We start from the raw sequence: 18,615 nt of genomic DNA, 5'->3' as shown, positions 1-18,615 counted from the left end.
CGTTCAGAACCTGATCCAACCCCGAAGCTGGGATGCTTCAGCTATTTTGCGGATCCCTTCAATATAAGCCGCAACTTTCATGTTCACGGAATATTTTTGTGAAGTATGGTAGACATTTAAAAAGCTGGCCGTTATCTTTTCCTTCAATCGTTCATCCACAAGCTCTTCCGTCCAGTAATAGCCTTGGTTGTTCTGGCACCATTCAAAATACGAGACTATCACCCCTCCTGAATTCGCCAAAATATCCGGAACTAGCACTATACCTTTATCATCAAGAATCTTGATTGCTTCCTTTGTGGTCGGACCATTTGCTGCTTCAATCAGGATTTCACATTTTAATCGTATTGCATTATCTTTATTCACCACTCCGCTGATGGCTGCAGGAATCAGCACATCACACTCTTTTTCCAATAATTCTTGATTGGATAACGAATCTTTGTATAAGTTCGAAACGACCCCAAACGAGTCCCTGTTCTCCAAAAGGTAAGGAATGTCCAGGCCATTCGGATCATATAAACCTCCAAGCTCATCCGCTATTCCGACAACCTTAGCCCCCATTTCATGTAAATACATGGCCAAATGACTGCCAACATTACCGAATCCCTGAATGATTACCCGCATGCCTTCAATAGGAATCCCCTTTAAATCACATATCATTTGAAGTGTGTATAATACTCCTTTGGAAGTGGCCTTTTCCCTGCCCTTCGATCCCCCTAACCTCAGAGGCTTTCCTGTAATGAAGCCGGGTGAATCAAATTCCCTGATGTGATCGTATTCATCCAGCATCCAGGCCATGATTTGTGAATTCGTATACATATCAGGTGCCGGGATATCTTTTGTAGGTCCCACTATTTGACTTACTGCCCTGACATACCCTCTGCTTAATCTTTCAAGCTCAGAGGAACTCATCTGTCTGGGATCACACACAATGCCGCCTTTCGCACCTCCATATGGAAGATCTGTTATTCCGCATTTCAAGCTCATCCACCCGGCCAATGCTTTAACTTCTTCGGGAGTGACATCCGGGTGAAACCGAATCCCCCCTTTAGTTGGACCGGCTGCATCATTATGTTGAGCCCGATATCCTTGAAACATCCTTGTCTCCCCATTATCCATTTGAATAGGAATACAGACTTCCAGAAAACGCATTGGCGCTTTTAGAAAATCAAAAACCTGATCTGGATAGTTCAAAACATGAATCGCTTCTTTTAAGATATCCTGGAATTCTTGCAGTGGATTATCCAATTGACGTTTTTCAATTACCTTAATTTTCTCTGTCATCTTAGCACCTCACTTATATTCTTATAACTTATTAAGCAACTTTCATGCCAGCTTTGAGGATATTATGTGGATAGCAATATACCGCCATTTCCCAATCATCAGCATCATCAGGAAATATGTATTAATTCATAAGCAATTCAGATTTGCATATATAAACAGTAATGATTAAATACATAAAAAAAGCATCCTTTTTAGGTTGCGTCAGATTGTAGACAAACTCGATTTTCATCGAGTTTGTCTACAGTCATTTAAGGGGTTGTACAATTTGAAAGTTGCCTCCAGGCACTCGCTCCTATCAAATTTGTATTAAAATTTAGTTAGAACTCCTTTTTTTACAAACTGGATATCGAAGCGATTTTTACCACATTCTTAAAACTAAACCATTGGTTACCCTTTATTTATTTTTACTGTTTTATATGATGAAAACTCGCTGGATTGAAGAAATTTGCGACACTCCTGCCGAATAGTGGCTAGCCGAGACCCGGGAGAAGCTTACTTTAGCTGCCATGAATTTAAAGAAGATTTCCAACTGACAGGCAAGGGACGAAAATGGTTGCGGTCATCTGTTCTCTATACCTGCTTCAAATCCAATTAAAAAATCAAAAAGGTTTCGGAATGAAACCATTCCGAAACCTTTTTGTCTATAAACTGAAGCATCCTTATCGGATGCGTTTTTTCTTGGAAAATCTTATAGCTGAATTTCTTCAACTTGGTATTGGGGCGGAGCTTTCCGGAATGCCTTTGTGATATATAATAGATAACAAAAACCGATAATGAACCAACTTGTCCCCATTATTAGGGAACTTGTCTCAAGGTTGATCCAAAGAATGCCAATTGCTATAGCACCAATTAAAGGCATGATTAAGTATTGAATACACCCCTTTATCGTTCGATGCTTCTTTTCCCGAATGATAAAATGGCTGATCACTGACAGATTTACAAAGGTAAATGCCATTAAAGCACCAAAGTTGATCAGTGACGTTGCTGTCACTAGATCAAAGAATAAAGCCGACATTGAAATGACTCCAACTATGAGTACATTAATGGCTGGTGTCTTCCACTTAGGATGAATAAATCCAAACCATTTTTCCGGAAACACTTTATCACGGCCCATAACATACAAAAGACGGGAAACGCTGGCATGTGATGCTAGTCCCGAGGCTAGCGTATTGACGAAAGTCGTACAAAGAAAAATGGATTGAAATAGCTTCCCGCCTACATAAAGGGCGATTTCCGGTAATGCAGCATCCGGTTCCTTAAAACGGGATATATCCGGAAAAAAGAGCTGAATAAAGAAAGATGCGGTAATGAAGATGATTCCACCCCAAAGTGCAGTTAAAAATATCGCTTTTGGAATCGTTTTTTTCGGATCCGGCGTTTCCTCAGATAGTGTCGTTACCGCATCGAATCCCAAAAAGGAAAAACAAAGGATCGTGGCCCCGGTTATTATGGCCGAGAAATCCATTCCTTCATTTACGAAAGGGATTATTGTAAACACTTCTCCTGTACCTTCTCCATTATTCAAACCTTTGACAACAAGAATGATGAACACTGCCATGATGGCAATCTGAATTAAAACAAAAAGCGCATTAAAGTTTGCAAGTACATTGACGCTCCTGAGATTGAGAATGGTGACGATTGCTACGAACAATAATACCCAAATCCATGTAGGGACTCCTGGAAATAATGCAGTCAGATAAATTTTGGTTAACAATGCATTTACCATAGGTAAAAACAAATAGTCTAACAACGAAGACCATCCTACCAAGAATCCTAAATGCGGGTTTATTGCCTTTTGTGTATAAGTGTAGGCAGAACCTGCAGCAGGAAAAACCTTTACAAGTTTTCCATAGCTGGCAGCTGTAAAAAGCATCCCCACCAATGCAACGATATAGGCAGTCGGCACATGGCCGCCCGTAATCCCAGATACAATGCCGAATGTATCAAATACGACCATGGGGGTCATATATGCTAACCCCATCATAACGATTTGCCATAACTTCAGTGATCTTTTCAATGTAACCTCATTTTCCACCTATCATTCCTCCTTGAAACCGCTTTCAAACTAGTGGGTTCATTTTCTTAACTAGATAAATCTCCATGCCTCCCTCTTTTTTAAAAGTTTTACCTATATACCTAAATGCAATTTCTGTGCCACATGATTTCTGTTTACTTCGACAAACGAAAAACGCCTAAAATGCTACTTAATTCCTGTATTTTTAATCGAAAAAGATTGATTCATAGAAATGAAGTCTTTCAGCATCTCTTCCATCGGCGATTCAATCTCCCATAAATTATTCGCCTTTGCATATTCCAAGCACATGTTACCTGGTTAGAAACCGCAAGAAATCACTGCCTGTGACTTGGCATGGTAATTGCATAAATACCTATATGAGTTTCAAAACTATTAAGTTATAAGAAAATGGAGGAATAGAAAAATGAAATATCCTTTATCACCTGATGTTCAACCAGAGTTTTGTACCACAGGGTCATTTATGCGCTTACCTTCTACAAGAGAAAATGCCAAATTGGCAGTGGTAGGTATGCCTTTTGATACAGCTGCTTCATTCAGGGTAGGAGCCCGTTTTGCTCCACAGGCAGTCCGCCAAGCATCCATGACGTTGTTTCCTTATCATCCCATTCACAAGGTATTTCCGTTTGACGAATGTAATGCAATTGATATTGGGGATGTTTCGGTGATTCCCCATAATATACATCGAAGCTATGAGTTAATTGAAAAGGCCATGTCAGACTTGATGAAAAACGGGATCATTCCAATAGGAATCGGAGGAGATCATTCAGTAACATTGGCTAATCTAAGAGCAGCCGCAAAAATACACGGTCCTGTTGCACTTCTTCATTTTGATTCACATACAGATACCTGGGATACTTATTATGAAGAAAAATACTGGCATGGTTCGCCGTTTATCCGTGCATATGAGGAAGGTTTGCTCCAAACGGATAAAGTTTTCCAGATTGGCATCAGAGGTACGCTCAATCATCCAGGAGATTTAGATTCCAGTACAGATCTAGGCTACAATGTGATAACAACGCCCGAGCTGAAGAAGAGAGGAATCGAAGATGTCGTGAAGGAAGTCAAGAAAACCATTGGGGATACACCATGTTTCTTGACCTTTGATATTGATTTTGTTGATCCATCCTGCGCTCCTGGAACTGGCACATTGGAGGTCGGCGGTCTAAATAGCTTTGAAACCCTAGAGATGATACGCTCTCTGCAAGGGTTCAACTTTATTGGGTTCGACCTGGTGGAAGTCCTCCCGCCGTATGATCCAACACAAATTACTTCACTATTGGCAGCCACCATCATTCATGACTTTGCCAGTTTAGTAGCCTTACAACTAAAAGAAGAACAAAAAAAGGAGAATTCAACCGAAAAAAGCTTATAGGAGCAAACACCCACTATTAACGTAGGGACAAATCAGGTACAAACTGTAATCGTTCAAAAGGCATCTGCTTTTAGTGAAAGCAGATGCCTTTTTTCTATGTAATCTTTTATCTTGTCCTGCTATTTCCACTATAAATCATTTCATATAGTCTGATGAACAAGTTCAAGCTACTAGGGTGTAGGATAATAAAAAAACACATCCCATCTGAAAGAATGGAATGTGTCTTCATTTTATTCGTCCGATTCTAACCCGGGACGATTGGATTGTGTTGGCAGGGTGTCCCAAAAGCTTGCATCAACCGTTTCAATTGAATCATCGGCAATAGCTCTGACAGCTGCATCCAAAGTGGTTACCGTTTGCTTTATTAGATAGCCATTACTTTTTTGTCCAAGCGCTACTGACTCGACATTGTGGTCCGACATACCTCGCATCTCAAAAAGAAGTGTAGCAATATCATAGCGAACGGCTGCACCATTACGGCCTATATTTTCTCCAGAACCGCCATCATACCTACCAATATGCCCCCAACCAGTTGGTTCAATGGAGTTATATACAACAGCACCCAGTTTTTTTGAGGCTTCTAACACTTCAGGCTTTACGTTTGCGTTTGTAGGATAAAGAATTGAACCTGAAACAAGTTCACCGTCCGTTTCGCTTAGCGTCCCTTGATGATGTAAATCTATCATGTAGTCTATATCGTATTTCGCAAATACATTTTCGTGTAAAGCCTTTACCTCTACTTGCATGTTATCAGTTTTTTTATCATGCTCACGGTTCAAGTCGATCCCATTTGCATTTGCCCGTGTTAGATGCCGATCACCTTTTGCTAAATAGTCATCAAGAGGGAAATTAACATCTCCCATGGCCCCATCTGCGTTTAACATGGGGATGATCAGTATATTAACATTTTCCAAAATACCTTTAGTCTTGTTCGTGCCTAGATGTTTAATGAATTCAAGTGCACCCTCAGTAGTCAGTTGTTCATTTCCATGCTGTTGAGTCAAAAATAGTATAGTAGGATTCTTAGGATTTGAGATGTACTTCGCTAGGTAAATATCCCTCCCTTTTACCGTTTCCCCGATTACTTCCAGTGCCAGCCTTTCTTGTTTTGCATCCTGCGTTTTAAGATAGCTTACAAGGCTTTCATATGTATGAAGATTTGAAGTTGTAACTTGTCCATTTCCAGCACTGGGGCCATTTCCAACCGCTCCGACTGGTAGCGCAACAGCTGTTACTGCGCTTAAGGTCATTAAACTAGATAATGAAACTGATAGAACCTTCTTTTTAAAATTCAATAAAAACCCTCCTTATCAAATATAATAAACAGAAAAATAACTATTAATAATATTCTGACATTTTTACTACTTTATGTTAATAGTGAAAAATAACTATGTTTCCAAATAGTTTTCTTCTACACAATATAACTTGAAGGAATTACTTCTGCAAAGGCGATATTCAAATGTTCCCGATGAAGAAAAACCAGGCGGACACCCGTCTGGTTACTTCAATCTAGGCTGGAAGTTGATACACTCACCAAATATTTATTATTGCCTGCCCTCCGTTAATGGAATTGACTCGTATTGTTCCGGATTGATTTTATATACAGATCCATCAGTAACTCCATCAATAATTCCATATAACCCTCTTTCAACTGCTTTAATGAGCATGCCTTTTTTCTTTTGGCCAAAGGACTGTGTTTGGCCTCTAACTTCAAAGAGCACTGTCCCACTTCCATTTAAAGCAAAGGCTCCTAAAGCCGTTCCAGGAAGGTTTTGGTTTTGCGGATATAAGGATATATTTCCATATGGAGAATTACCTTGTTCTTTCATAGCATTATATACCGCTACATTCAATTGTCTGGAAAAATCATAATTATAGTTTTTTGCATATTTGGCATAATCTTGTCCTGAAGACGAGCTTGGATCTGGAACAAATTGAGCGGAAATCGAGTATGTGACTAAATCATCCGTTCCATCAACTTCATAATAGGGAGCTTGGTGATGCAAGTCCACAAAAATCTCCACCTTTCCGTATTGCTTCAGTAGAGACTTGTAAACATCACGTGTTGTTTGTGATTCAGGTGTTATGAACCAGCCAGGGGTGGATGATTTTCCAGGGAAGTCTTTAGCTTGGGGAATATAATTCAAATCAGGATTAAAGTCACGATTGACATCGAAACCAGGTTTGGACTCATAATCGAATGATTCATTTTTGTATGTATAATAGTTCCAAGATGGATTCGCTCCTGCTAACTGTGGAAACTGTTCCACGACCTCTGCCCAGGTCATGTCATTTCCCCGACGGTTCAATTCAGCAGCATCTGGATTCATTTTAGGCAAAGCGACCAGGGTAATTTCTTTACGAATTTTCTCTGCTTCAGGAGAGTTGGTCCCCAAAAACTTCAAGATATTCAAGATGGCATCCGTACCGGTTTTCTCATTTCCATGAATCTCACTTTGAATTAAAACGACTTTGTCGCCAGTTCCCACGGTTGCTTTATAGATTTCTCTATTTCTATTGGAATATCCAGCTATATCCACTTTTACTTTACCTTGGCTATCACTCGCAATTTGTTCTAGCTTTTTCCCTAGTTCAGCATGATCTGTAAAACCTGAAACCGAATAAGTTTGTTGATTGGGTGTTCCCGGGGCTGTTTCATTAGCTGCAAATGTTGGTGCCGCAATACTCGCCGATAAAATGGCAACTCCCAGAGTTGAAATAACTTTCCTGTTTTTCATATTACAACAATCACTCTCCCTTAAATTATTTTTCTATCTCATTATACAAAATGGGAAAGTAGAAATTTGTTGGAATTTGATGTCGTATTATGGCTATTTTATGATTTGGGCATCTGCTTTAAGTTCACGCAAAAAAAAACGTGACATTTTTATCGAGGATTGTTGTTCGCGGTCTGTCGAATTGATGATTTGTACTATAACATCACATTACGTTATAATTAAAGGAAAAATACGAGAAAGGGGAAAATATGAAACTCAACACTAATAGTTCTACGCCATTATACATGCAATTAAAGCAATCTATCATCGAAGATATAAACAAAGGGATTTACTCTTCTGGCGAAAGATTGCCAACCGAAACAGATTTATGCGACATATATGGAGTAAGTCGCATTACTGTAAGAAAAGCGGTTTTGGATCTGGTGGAAGAGGGGCTGCTAATACGCCAACAGGGAAAGGGAACGTTTGTCCAATACCCTAAAGTAAAAAGAGAATTATTTGCTGTAAATGGGCATGCTGAATATATGTCAGAATTAGGGAAGATACCTCAAACTAAAATCCTTTCATTTGGAATACTGCCTGCACCGGCTAATATTTCCAAATCCTTGGAGATTACTCCTGAAAGTGATGTTCTTGAATTACAACGGATCTTATACTATGATAATCAACCTCTCACCTTAGAAATTTCACATTATTCCTTAAAGATCCTGCCAAATTTAAATCAACATGTCCATAACTCTGTTTCCATGTATGATATCATAAAGCATAAATATAATATAACTCCTGTTCATAACACGAAACTTTTAAATATGGTATTGGCAAATGCAGATGAAGCAAAATATTTAGAATGCGAAGTGGGAGATCCCCTTTTCAAAGTGGAGAAAGTGGCATATGACGGTAAGAAGCAGCCTATCCATTCATCCTTCCTATATTATCCTGCTAATCGCGTGACCTTTACGATTGATAGTTCAATATCGCAAGAAAAAGGTAACGAATCCCCCTCCTAATCCGGGATCTCGTTACCTTTATTCATCGATGCATCATTTTAAACCATCATATGATCTGGATTATATACTTTGCCATACCCAAAAGCACCATAATCCTGACAGGTTTGGGAGGCGACTGATGCTCCTTTTTGTAAAGCTTTATATACATCTTGTCCTTGAACGTACGATGAGAGAAAACCAGCAATAAAGGAATCTCCCGCCCCCAACGTATCTACAACTTTGGTTTGGATAATAGCTTGTTCATATATTTGATTTTCAGTCGATAAAAGTGCCCCCTTTTCCCCACGAGTAACACATATCACCTTTGTGCCGAATGAATGAACCTTTTGAATAAGTGCGTTGCACTCTGCCTCGTTTAAATTGCTTCCGGAAAAAAATGCATAATTCACAAACGGACAAACCTTTTGTAAATAGTGATCCTCTTGATTTGTCGAAAAATCAAAAGAAATTTCAATGAATTGGCTTAATATTGGAAGGTTATGCTCTATACGGCTATATACACTTGTATGAAGAAGGTCATGTTGCCGAATATAATTCAAATCCTTGTCATTCAGTACGATCCCCAATCTGGATTGAATTCCCCCTTTATTCGAACCAATAAAAATTCGGTCCCCGTCCTTATCCAACGCGACGACTGCCATACCATTCTCTCCTACTGCTTGTCTTACTCTACTAATCTCTATCTTTTCCTTTTGCAATGCCTCTAACACATGGTCTGCTGCCCCGTCATTTCCTACAATGCCAATATATGAAGATTGCTCATCATTTAAACGATTGCACAATACTGCCACGTTTAATGAATTGCCGCCAGGATATATCTTTCCTTGATCTTTATAAAAATCTACTACGTTATCTCCAATTCCAATTAATTTCATACCTGTTCCCCCTGTTATCATTTTACACTTCCACTAGCAATTCCACGGATAAAGTACTTCTGCATGAATAAAAATAAAATGACGATAGGTGCCGCTGAAATCGTTAATCCAGAAAGTAACACTCCCCAATCTGTTTGCAGTGCATCCCGAAATTGCATTAAACCGGCAGGTATCGTCCGTAAACTATCATCATCTATAAAGATGATCGCGAACATGAATTCATTCCATGTATAGTAGGCTGTTAAAATTGCCGTTGTTAATAAAATAGGCTTACTCATAGGAATGAAAATTCTAAAAAGGATTCCAAGGTTTGTGCATCCATCCAACCGGGCAGCCTCTTCAAGTTCTTTCGGAATGGACAGGAAGTAGGCCCGAATCAACAAGATGGTTAGCGGAATTCTGTATGCTACATAAGGTAAGATTAATGCCCAATGGGTGTTATATATACCTAGCTTCTGAATTATATTATACAAAGGGATCAGGCTTACTTGGGGAGATAGCATCAACCCCCCTAAGCATATGACCAAAATGAAAGCCTTTCCACGAAAATCAAAGCGAGATAATCCGTAGGCACCTAATGCACTTACTAATACCGTTAGAATACATGTCAAACCAGTAACCATGACACTATTTAAAAAGTAGGAAGAAATCCCACTATTCCAGGCTGTTACATAATTTTCAAACAACCATGTATGAGGAAGGGACCAACTATGGTTAAAAATTTCCTCTGTGCTTTTAAAAGAACTGATGACCATCCATAATAAGGGATAGGCTACAACAAGAAAGTATGCGATTAAACCTGCATAGACTAGTGCTACTCTCATATTATAGTCTTTTCTTTTCCTTGCATATTTTAGATTTTTAACAACTAATTCCGGTACTCTGATCGTTGATTTAGGCATCTCCATTATTAGTCCCCCTTTCCTGTTTTAAATATTTTCATTTGAACAAGAGAAATAAGTAACGTAATAATTAGGATAACCGTTGCAATGGCTGAAGCATATCCCATCATATCTTTTGAAAAAGCCGTTTTATATAAATAGGTACTTAGGACTTCCGAAGAAGTTCCCGGACCCCCTCCGGTTAAGATATATGGCTCATTAAACACTGTAAAAGCACCTGTCAGTGTTAAGATTACGGCTACAAATGTCATTTCCTTCGTTTCTGGAACCGTAATGTGAAAAAACGTTTTTATTTTATTCGCTCCATCCATTTCAGCTGCCTCATATAGCTCAGGTGAAATTTTTTGAATGGATACGATATATAACATGGCTATATAACCAATCGATTGCCACTGTGAGACAGCAATGACTGCATAGATTGCCGTATCACTATCGCCCAACCATGGCAGTGCTAAATTATTCAATCCAATCATTTTAAGAAACTGATTTAACAACCCCACTTCCGGGTTGTAAAAAAATGAAAACAGCAACGCTATGACTGTCATTGAAACGACGACTGGTAAGAAATAGACCGTACGAAAGATGGGTGAAAATTTACGGATCAATTTATCTTCTAAAACAGCTGCAACAATTAACCCTCCAAATACCTGGAAAACAATTGAAATGACTGCATAAAGAATATTATTTTTTAAAGCTTCATAAAATACGGGATCTTTAAACAAAGTAAAGTAGTTGTCCAACCCTACAAATGCTTTATTTGGTGAAAAAGTACTCCAATTATACAGACTGTCGCCAATATTCTGGAAAATGGGGATATAAACTAGCAGTAAAAAAACTAACGCTGGAAGAAGATATAGATAAGGTACAAATTTATCGAGTTTTATCATTAAAAGATCACTCCCTTAATAAAACGGAAAAATGATTTCCCTTATTTTCCCGCTTCGATTCTAACAGTATCGGCAGCTTTTTGAACATCACGCATGATTTGTTTAGGTGTTTTATCTCCATTTAACATCATTTGTGCTCCTGTTAAATAAGCATCTGCAATACGCGCATCAATACTCATGTCAAACCATGGAGCCATTTCATTGGCGTTCAATATGCTTTGAACCGCTTCCAGCTGTTCCGGGGAAGAATTATTTTCATTCACTGTACCTTCAACTGCACTATACTTGCCCACATCAGTGACTAGTTTCTCTCCCATCTGTTTAGTGGTTAAAAACTTTAAAAACTCCATCGCCTCTTTAGGATGCTTTGTCTTGGAAGAAATCATAAAGCCCTCAGGCGAACCCGTTAGATTTGTTTGATTGCCCTTTCCGTCTTCTACTTCAGGAAAGTTAAACATTCCAAGTTCAAACTTAGTGGGTCCAAATAGCTTGATTTCTGCCGATTCAGCATAAATCATGGGTGCCTTACCGTTTGAAAATTGCTGCCTAGCATATTCGTGATCTATTGAATTCGTATTCTCATTAAAATAAGGTAATAACTCTTGGAATTTTTCAAGCGCTTTTATGTAGTCGTCATCCTTGAATTTTCCGGTTTTTCGATTATAATCCATTGTCAGCACTTCCGGTCTAACAAGGCGTTGATTCAATGTGCCCAAATAATGTGAAATTGTCCAAGTGTCTTGACTGCCGAATTGAATGGCTGTGTAGTTATTCTTTTTTAACACTTTTAACACGTCGATTAATTCATTCCAGGTTTTAGGCGGGTTTATGTTCAATTTTTCGAAGACATCCTTGTTATAGAAAAACATTTTCCCATCCATTGTTACGGGGACACCATACACCTTATTATTAAATGTATACGGTTTGACTTGGGATGGAACGAGTTGTGAAGACCATTCCGGATCGTTTTCATAATAAGAAGTTAAATCCAAAGCTTTATTCCCTCGCACAAACTGACTGGCAAATTCATCACTCCATGAGAAATAAACATCAGGTGGATTATTTGTACCAGTCATTACTTTAATTTTGTCTTTATACGAATCATTTAGCACTGCTTCGGTTTTAATATTGATATCGGGGTTTTGTTTTTCAAATTCTTTTACAACTTCATTAAAGTAAGTTTTTTCAGGTTCCTTTGGCCACCTATGGAAAAATGTTAAGGTGGTTTTTCCAACATCTGATTCTGAAGATGTTTTTTCACCAGAACATCCCCCTAGCATTAAAGATAAACTTAAAAATGATGCGATTATAAGTTTTGTTTTTCTCATGAATACCCTCCTTATTATAAATGCTTTTATCATCAGGAAATTATACTATAATGTTATAAAACATTATAGTATAATTCGTAAAAAATATACAGAATATTAAGTTTTCTTTAATTATTAGTATTCTACTTTCCACATATAACGCCTCTTGCTTAAAGGATGATTACGCGCTTCCGCTAATTCTTCTGCATATTGACGCAATACACGATTTAAGATAAGCGGCGCAATATAACCTTTTACTTCTTCATCGATACCATCAAGATCATACTGTTTTGCATCTAGCACCGTTAGCTTTTTGCCATAACGCTGAGAAAAAGATAACGCTCTTTCTTCTAATGGTCTTGTTTCATCCAATCCCAATAGAATGATAAACGGTACATTTTCGTCAATAATTTCAAATGGTCCATGGAAGTACTCGCCCGCATGAATGGCATGTGAGTGTATCCATTGCATTTCCATTAAGATGCAAATACTAAAAGAATAGGCTGTCCCGTAGTTGGAACCACTTGCCATTGTATAGATAACAGGTTCTTTTGCGTGAGATTGGGCGAATACTCTTGCATTAGAAGCTTCTTGCTCTAGGGCTTTTTCATACACTGGTTGTAAATTCTCTAAACTAGATACTAGTTTTCCAAACTTCTCATTGTTTTCCGCTATATGAAGTACACCAAAAACTAGTTGATATAAAACACTCAGGTTTGTATCAAAGGCGTTTACACCATTACCCCATTCATATTTAATGAAAAGATCCGCATTTTGGGCTAATGGTGATCCTGGTTCGTTCGTTAATGCCACTGTAAACGCACCTTTACTTTTTGCAAACTTAGCCGCTTCTGCCGTTTCGGGAGTTGTTCCAGACATAGAGCATAAAATTACTAAGGATTCCTTCCCTAGTTGTTGTGGATTACGATGTATAAACTCATTTGAACTATATAGATCAGAAGTTATATTTTCAGCTTCACGATCCAGAATATACTTAGCTGAATACATGATGGCAGAAGATCCCCCGCATGCTACAAAATAAATATTGTTAATTTTCTTGCCCTTTAATTGATCCAATACTGTTTTTACATTACTTTTTACATTAATAACCGATTTACTCATTTTCCCACTCCTCTAATATTTGATATACAACATTATGTAATGTTATATATTGTTATATTAAATCATGAGCTTTCTTTAGTCAATCTATTTGTCAGAATATTTTATTTATTACTTTTTGTTGAATCAGTTAGTTACTATATCTCAGTTTTTTTTTCCATCAAGATTTTCATAAAAATTTATTTGTTTAAATAAACTTCCACTAGGACATCTAATGTGCTACACTTCTTACTTTTTTCTTATTTTCCCAACCATTAATAATATCAACGGCAGAATAAAACAAATCGTTAAGGATAATGGTGTCCAAGCTGTAGCCATAAAGTTTTGATAATGCACGATATCTGGATGCGAAAAGATGGTAAAAGTGAGAATTAGAAAAGCTAATGGGAATAGAAGAATTTTGTAATTTTTTAATCCTAGCAATTGAGCTATTCCTAAAGCGAGTCCATAAAAGCATATGGTCAACTTAAAATACTCTGTAAAAACCCAAATGAAGGCAACAATGACCTCGACCCTTTCAAAAAAATTACCGATGCTTATCCTCATCCCCAATTTATAAGAAGGATAGGACAATCTCGCTGTATTATCAGCACCCAATACTAGGATACTGAAAAGGATCACCAAGAATAGAACGCTGCCACCTAAAATTGTCCCTAAATAAAAGTTTTTCTTCACATTAGCCTTTTCGTTTACATATGGAGTGATCATTAAAAAGAAAACAAGCTGAACATAAGGCAGTGCTAAGGAGTGATATGATCCCCTCAATATCGGTTTCATGCCTTTTTCAAATATAGGTTGCAAATTTTCGATTTTGATATCAGGGATAAGAAATACGAATAATATGAAAAGCAGCAGTACAAGCCAAGGAAAAAAGATTAATGCAGTACGGCAGATAACTTCCAACCCTAGCCGTGCACCAAATAAGCTTGTTAATATAAACAAGATCATAATCATTTCCATAGGTGTCTCAACCAGAACCTGTGTTGAAAAAAAATTCCCAATTTCACTAAGTAACGCTGAAGAAAGGTAATATAAATAAAATAGGAAAAGGAGTGCAGAGATCTTCCCGATCCATTTCCCAAATATTTTTTCATTAACTTCTATATAAGTCATGGATGGGTAAAGTGATGCGAGCCGGGTAAATAAGAAAACGAAACATAAACCGATGAGAGTAGCTAAGATATAGGCAATCCAGCCATCCTGTTTTGCTAAAGAGACAAGTACGGAAGGTAAAGTAAGTATCGCTCCTCCTATGGTGAATATGATGACCATTATTAGAAATTCACCAGAGCTGATTTTTCCTTTTTCGAGCATATTCGATACCTCCCTAGGATAAAATACGATCCATGAAATGAGCGAGTGGACTATATATTTTCGTTATCCAGTCTATAGGAGTGGGAATGGTAACATCCTTGATAATTAAAATACTCAACGTCATGCCAACTAAAAGCAATAAAATGAAAATGACAATTTCCTTCCAGCATTTCTTTTTGATAAGGGGTGGTATTTCGAAAAATGAAATAATAGCTCCAGTACACACTGTTCCAATAATTGCCCACATTGATCTTTACTCCTCGATTTCTTTTTGAAAGGATTCTGATATGGTGCCTAAATTGCGAATCTTTGCTTTAACGGTTACATTCACGTCCAATTTTGCGAATTCCTGATCCCAATTTCCTTCTAAACGTTTCCATGCTTTAGGATCGGTTCTATGAATTTCGTCACCAAAACCGAAGATGTCACTTTGATACTTCTCTTGAAGCGTTTTTATCGATCCTTCTATTTTATCCTTAATGTCTTTTGCGTATCTTTTATTCAATTCTTCGATTTTTTCGGGTTTAGTTAAATCAATTGTGCATTCTACTTCACCTATACTCCCTTCTGACGTGACATTTATATCAATTTTCGGATTTCCTTTTTCCATTTTTCCCTTGATTTTCGTTTTTGTACTTGTCGTGTTGACCGTAATTTGGTCACCTTCACATGGAATATTTACCGCGGTGGACTTAACATGATCCGTAATGTAACTAACACCTTTACTGTCGTTCCTGTTTAACCAGCCGACAAGTTTATCCTTCTTGAATACTCCAAGATAATCCAATCGCAGGCCGGATTTCGGGGAGATATCTTGTGCATTCGTTACATTGCTTCCTGCTTCGGGATCACCATAAACGAGAATTCCCGTTAGCATGGCCTGTCTGCCTTTGCTGACGATACTGCTGACCAGCTCATCCAAAGTGACCGTCCTTGTAGGCGCCCATCTTGTCTCTGAATTTTCCAAGGAGTCAAAAACTTTATTTGCCGGTATTTTTTCAAGGGCCGTTTGCACATTAAGCGTATCAAAAGCAGTTGAACCCTTCGCAACGGTCATATAGAAATCGGAACGCAACTCCTTTTGCCGGGAAAGGACATCCAGAGGTTTTGCAATTCCTGCCCTGGCCATTTCCTCACCAAAGACAACTTCACGAAGATGTGCGACATATAACCTTCTTGGTACATCAGTTGATAGGCTTCTTATTGCTTCAGCAATGGTTGCACCGCTTTTCCTGAAGGTTACAACTTCCGTGCGGCCGGACCTGGCATCACCTGCAAGCTCACTCGAATTTAGAACTTGGACGGTTACAAGATACCCATCTTCTTTTTTATCAATTCCCATGGCAGTAACGATGGCAAGTTCGTTCAACTCAATGCTGCTCCAACAGCCGGATAAACAAATTATAGGTAGCATTAAAAATACCTTTAGCATTTTTTTCATCATGAACCCTCATAATCTCATCATTTTATCTAGGTGGTTTAGGAGTACTTACTTCTCCTCTGTCTGTATCATTTTTACTGATCAAACGAGGCCGCTTTAATAATGACCAATGTGGCATACGAATGATGTTGTCTTTTTGATCTTGTAAAATGAATGGTGCATTTGGAGCTAAATATGGTAAACCAAAAGATCTTATGCTATTTAAATGCAGGACCATCACGATCAGCCCTAAAATGATTCCGTATAACCCAAATGTAGCGGCAAGGATCATAAACAAGAATCGAAGCATCCGAAAAGCCATGGCCATACTATTGGCTGGGAACACAAAGCTGCAGATGGCTGTTAAGGACACGATGATAACCATTGTTGCTGAAACGAACCCTGCTTCGACAGCAGCCTGTCCAATAACTAATGCACCAACGATGGAAATGGATGAACCGATTGCCCTAGGCATCCTCACACCTGCCTCACGCAAGATTTCAAATACTACCTCCATCAGCATCGCCTCTACAAAAGCTGGAAAAGGAACACCCTCTCGCTGTGAGGCTAGACTTATGAGTAAAGGAGTAGGAAGCATTTCTTGATGAAAGGTCGAAACAGCAATATAAAGAGACGGTGTAAGCAAAGCAAGGAAAAAGGATAAATACCGTAATACTCGAATTAATGTTGCAATGTCCGCCCGTTGATAATAGTCTTCACTGGACTGGAAAAAATGCACCATCAGTGCTGGAACGATAAGGACAAACGGAGTTCCGTCAATTAGTATCGCAATCCTTCCTTCTAAAATGGCAGCGGCTACAGCATCAGGTCGTTCCGTATTATAAACGGTTGGAAAAGGAGTGTATACTTCATCCTGAATAAGCTCTTCAATGTAACCACTCTCTAGAATCGCATCTATATTGATTCGATTTATCCGGCTTTGCAATTCTGAAACCGTTTTATCATCGGCAACACCTTTTAAATACATAATCGCTACGTCTGTTTGCGTTTTTTCTCCAATCTGTTTTGTTTCAAGCCATAGGTTAGGATCTTTTATTCTCCGTCGTATTAAAGCAGTATTTGTTCGCAGCGTTTCAGTGAACCCATCCTTTGGTCCTCTGACTACTGTTTGGGAGGAAGGTTCCTGAACTCCGCGATCGGCCCAATCTCGTGATCCGAGTGCCATTCCTTTTGGGGAGCCGTCAATCAATAACATCGTGTCTCCCGATAAGACATGGTTAAAAAGCTTTTGAAAATCATTTATTTCCACTATCCCCCCGACAGGAAGAATATGTGATTTTATCATTTCAAAACAGTCAGTGTGATTAAGGAGCGCTACGTCCAACTCCGAATTCCGAATTTCAACCATCAAAGTGTCGAGGATGAAATCTTGGATGGAAGCTGAATCCGTTAATCCATCTGTATAAACGACGCCTAATTTAATTTGCCCATTTTTACCTGCTTGAAAATCCCTTATAACTATGTCTGAGCTATTTCCTACCGTTTTCTTAATATGGTCTAAGTTAAATTGAAGGTCAGAAGAGATAAGTTTTGTTTCATGTTTCTTTGAGTCTTCACTTCGGTTTTGGGCTTGAACCGGATTTTGGTTGTGATTATTAGTTTTGCTGGAGTTTGGATTTTCGTTTTGCTTTGGGTCTGCTTCTTGTTTTTTACTTTTCACTGATTGTTTATCTTCAATTAATTTCCTCAATGGGATAGGAACTCGAGATTTCAATGCTAACCCCCTCATAACCAAATGCCTGTTAAAATTATGTTTTCACCTTGGCAGCAATTATATCCATCTAAGTAAAATAAATTGCAATTAATTTTCAAGCGCAAAATCCAATTAAAGGTTGCTGAAGATGCCTCGAATATTAACCTTTTTGGACCTATTTTTTCCAACAAAATTAAATTACATTAACCACTTCCCGTCATTACTGCAAACTTGGAAGCAACTTCTCTTTTGGAGTCAGTTCAGTAAGCATAACATTAAAAATGGATTTTCTTTGACAACCCCGTTGTAGGCTTTTTCTGATGAAAATGCCTTAAGGTAATTTTGTATATTAATTGTCTTTTATTAATCTAAAACTTTCTTGCTGAAGCACAACTAATGAAATTTATTGGAAGTTATGTTTAAAAGTATCCTATGAGTAAATGCATAGATTGCCAATATTCGCATAATCTATTATCATTTTCGAGGCAACGATTTTAACTTTTGCTTGTTGGACTAAAGTAGTATGAAGTTGGGCTGGTTTAGGGGCACGAAAAAAGATAAATGAAGAAAAACCCTGCAGAGATATCTCCACAGAGTTTCTATAAGAAGCTTTTAACTAATTTTTTGGTGCAGGCACCTTGCCT

General features: G+C 38.2%; 15 protein-coding genes. 2 read left to right on the top strand and 13 right to left on the bottom strand.

Features of this window, described 5'->3' with window-relative positions; all coding sequences use genetic code 11:
- Positions 1-3: 3 nt before the first annotated feature.
- Positions 4-1,281, bottom strand: a complete 1,278-nt coding sequence (locus tag ACSR9O_RS10270; protein ID WP_230176896.1) for a Glu/Leu/Phe/Val family dehydrogenase — start codon at positions 1,279-1,281, stop codon at positions 4-6.
- A 688-nt stretch (positions 1,282-1,969) separates the two neighbouring features.
- Positions 1,970-3,316: an APC family permease gene (locus tag ACSR9O_RS10265; protein ID WP_290370117.1), complete on the bottom strand. Its 1,347-nt coding sequence runs from the start codon at positions 3,314-3,316 to the stop codon at positions 1,970-1,972.
- Between the two features lie 403 nt (positions 3,317-3,719).
- Between ACSR9O_RS10265 and speB the strand changes: the two genes are divergently transcribed.
- Entirely contained in the window at positions 3,720-4,688 is a 969-nt protein-coding gene (gene speB / locus ACSR9O_RS10260; RefSeq protein ID WP_230176897.1) for an agmatinase, read from the top strand.
- Positions 4,689-4,918: 230 nt separating this feature from the next.
- On the opposite strand, the gene ACSR9O_RS10255 is transcribed toward speB, so the two are convergent.
- Both ACSR9O_RS10255 and ACSR9O_RS10250 read right to left on the bottom strand, forming a co-directional pair.
- Positions 4,919-5,983, bottom strand: coding sequence for a M14 family zinc carboxypeptidase (locus tag ACSR9O_RS10255; protein ID WP_101222322.1), 1,065 nt, complete (start codon positions 5,981-5,983; stop codon positions 4,919-4,921).
- Between the two features lie 249 nt (positions 5,984-6,232).
- Positions 6,233-7,426, bottom strand: coding sequence for a M14 family zinc carboxypeptidase (locus tag ACSR9O_RS10250; RefSeq protein ID WP_230176898.1), 1,194 nt, complete (start codon positions 7,424-7,426; stop codon positions 6,233-6,235).
- Positions 7,427-7,674: 248 nt separating this feature from the next.
- Here ACSR9O_RS10250 and ACSR9O_RS10245 point away from each other — a divergent pair, with 248 nt between their 5' ends.
- On the top strand, positions 7,675-8,433 hold the full coding sequence (locus tag ACSR9O_RS10245) for a GntR family transcriptional regulator (protein WP_101222324.1): 759 nt from the start codon (positions 7,675-7,677) through the stop codon (positions 8,431-8,433).
- Positions 8,434-8,471: 38 nt separating this feature from the next.
- Here ACSR9O_RS10245 and ACSR9O_RS10240 read toward each other — a convergent pair whose 3' ends face one another.
- From ACSR9O_RS10240 to ACSR9O_RS10200, 9 genes are all read right to left on the bottom strand, one after another.
- Positions 8,472-9,308, bottom strand: coding sequence for a PfkB family carbohydrate kinase (locus ACSR9O_RS10240; protein WP_230176899.1), 837 nt, complete (start codon positions 9,306-9,308; stop codon positions 8,472-8,474).
- Between the two features lie 17 nt (positions 9,309-9,325).
- A complete protein-coding gene (locus ACSR9O_RS10235; RefSeq protein WP_230177088.1) occupies positions 9,326-10,132 on the bottom strand; it encodes a carbohydrate ABC transporter permease in 807 nt (268 codons plus the stop codon).
- A gap of 86 nt (positions 10,133-10,218) precedes the next feature.
- The gene (locus tag ACSR9O_RS10230; protein ID WP_101222327.1) at positions 10,219-11,097 is read right to left on the bottom strand and encodes a carbohydrate ABC transporter permease; all 879 of its coding nucleotides are present in this window, start codon (positions 11,095-11,097) and stop codon (positions 10,219-10,221) included.
- Positions 11,098-11,138: 41 nt separating this feature from the next.
- Positions 11,139-12,425 (bottom strand): ABC transporter substrate-binding protein, encoded by a 1,287-nt coding sequence (locus ACSR9O_RS10225; protein WP_230176900.1) that lies wholly within the window; start codon positions 12,423-12,425, stop codon positions 11,139-11,141.
- 114 nt (positions 12,426-12,539) lie between these two features.
- The gene (locus ACSR9O_RS10220) at positions 12,540-13,526 is read right to left on the bottom strand and encodes an SIS domain-containing protein (RefSeq protein ID WP_230176901.1); all 987 of its coding nucleotides are present in this window, start codon (positions 13,524-13,526) and stop codon (positions 12,540-12,542) included.
- Between the two features lie 225 nt (positions 13,527-13,751).
- Complete coding sequence (locus ACSR9O_RS10215; RefSeq protein ID WP_230176902.1) at positions 13,752-14,837, bottom strand: GerAB/ArcD/ProY family transporter; 1,086 nt, start codon at positions 14,835-14,837, stop codon at positions 13,752-13,754.
- A gap of 13 nt (positions 14,838-14,850) precedes the next feature.
- Positions 14,851-15,084: a hypothetical protein gene (locus tag ACSR9O_RS10210; RefSeq protein ID WP_063575803.1), complete on the bottom strand. Its 234-nt coding sequence runs from the start codon at positions 15,082-15,084 to the stop codon at positions 14,851-14,853.
- 6 nt (positions 15,085-15,090) lie between these two features.
- Positions 15,091-16,278: a Ger(x)C family spore germination protein gene (locus ACSR9O_RS10205; RefSeq protein ID WP_230176903.1), complete on the bottom strand. Its 1,188-nt coding sequence runs from the start codon at positions 16,276-16,278 to the stop codon at positions 15,091-15,093.
- Between the two features lie 25 nt (positions 16,279-16,303).
- Positions 16,304-17,992, bottom strand: a complete 1,689-nt coding sequence (locus tag ACSR9O_RS10200) for a spore germination protein (protein ID WP_230176904.1) — start codon at positions 17,990-17,992, stop codon at positions 16,304-16,306.
- Positions 17,993-18,615: the final 623 nt, after the last annotated feature.

It is taken from the genome of Peribacillus sp. B65, from assembly GCF_058513295.1.
This window is presented reverse-complemented; position numbering and strand designations above follow the sequence as displayed.

Excerpts from the sequence above, each read along its gene's own strand:
- ACSR9O_RS10270 (WP_230176896.1), bottom strand. The coding sequence starts at position 1,281 with ATGACAGAGAAAATTAAGGTAATTGAAAAACGTCAATTGGATAATCCA.
- ACSR9O_RS10220 (WP_230176901.1), bottom strand. The coding sequence starts at position 13,526 with ATGAGTAAATCGGTTATTAATGTAAAAAGTAATGTAAAAACAGTATTG.
- speB (WP_230176897.1), top strand. The coding sequence starts at position 3,720 with ATGAAATATCCTTTATCACCTGATGTTCAACCAGAGTTTTGTACCACA.
- ACSR9O_RS10240 (WP_230176899.1), bottom strand. The coding sequence starts at position 9,308 with ATGAAATTAATTGGAATTGGAGATAACGTAGTAGATTTTTATAAAGAT.
- ACSR9O_RS10215 (WP_230176902.1), bottom strand. The coding sequence starts at position 14,837 with ATGCTCGAAAAAGGAAAAATCAGCTCTGGTGAATTTCTAATAATGGTC.
- ACSR9O_RS10210 (WP_063575803.1), bottom strand. The coding sequence starts at position 15,084 with ATGTGGGCAATTATTGGAACAGTGTGTACTGGAGCTATTATTTCATTT.
- ACSR9O_RS10225 (WP_230176900.1), bottom strand. The coding sequence starts at position 12,425 with ATGAGAAAAACAAAACTTATAATCGCATCATTTTTAAGTTTATCTTTA.
- ACSR9O_RS10230 (WP_101222327.1), bottom strand. The coding sequence starts at position 11,097 with ATGATAAAACTCGATAAATTTGTACCTTATCTATATCTTCTTCCAGCG.
- ACSR9O_RS10205 (WP_230176903.1), bottom strand. The coding sequence starts at position 16,278 with ATGAAAAAAATGCTAAAGGTATTTTTAATGCTACCTATAATTTGTTTA.
- ACSR9O_RS10250 (WP_230176898.1), bottom strand. The coding sequence starts at position 7,426 with ATGAAAAACAGGAAAGTTATTTCAACTCTGGGAGTTGCCATTTTATCG.
- ACSR9O_RS10235 (WP_230177088.1), bottom strand. The coding sequence starts at position 10,132 with ATGAGAGTAGCACTAGTCTATGCAGGTTTAATCGCATACTTTCTTGTT.
- ACSR9O_RS10245 (WP_101222324.1), top strand. The coding sequence starts at position 7,675 with ATGAAACTCAACACTAATAGTTCTACGCCATTATACATGCAATTAAAG.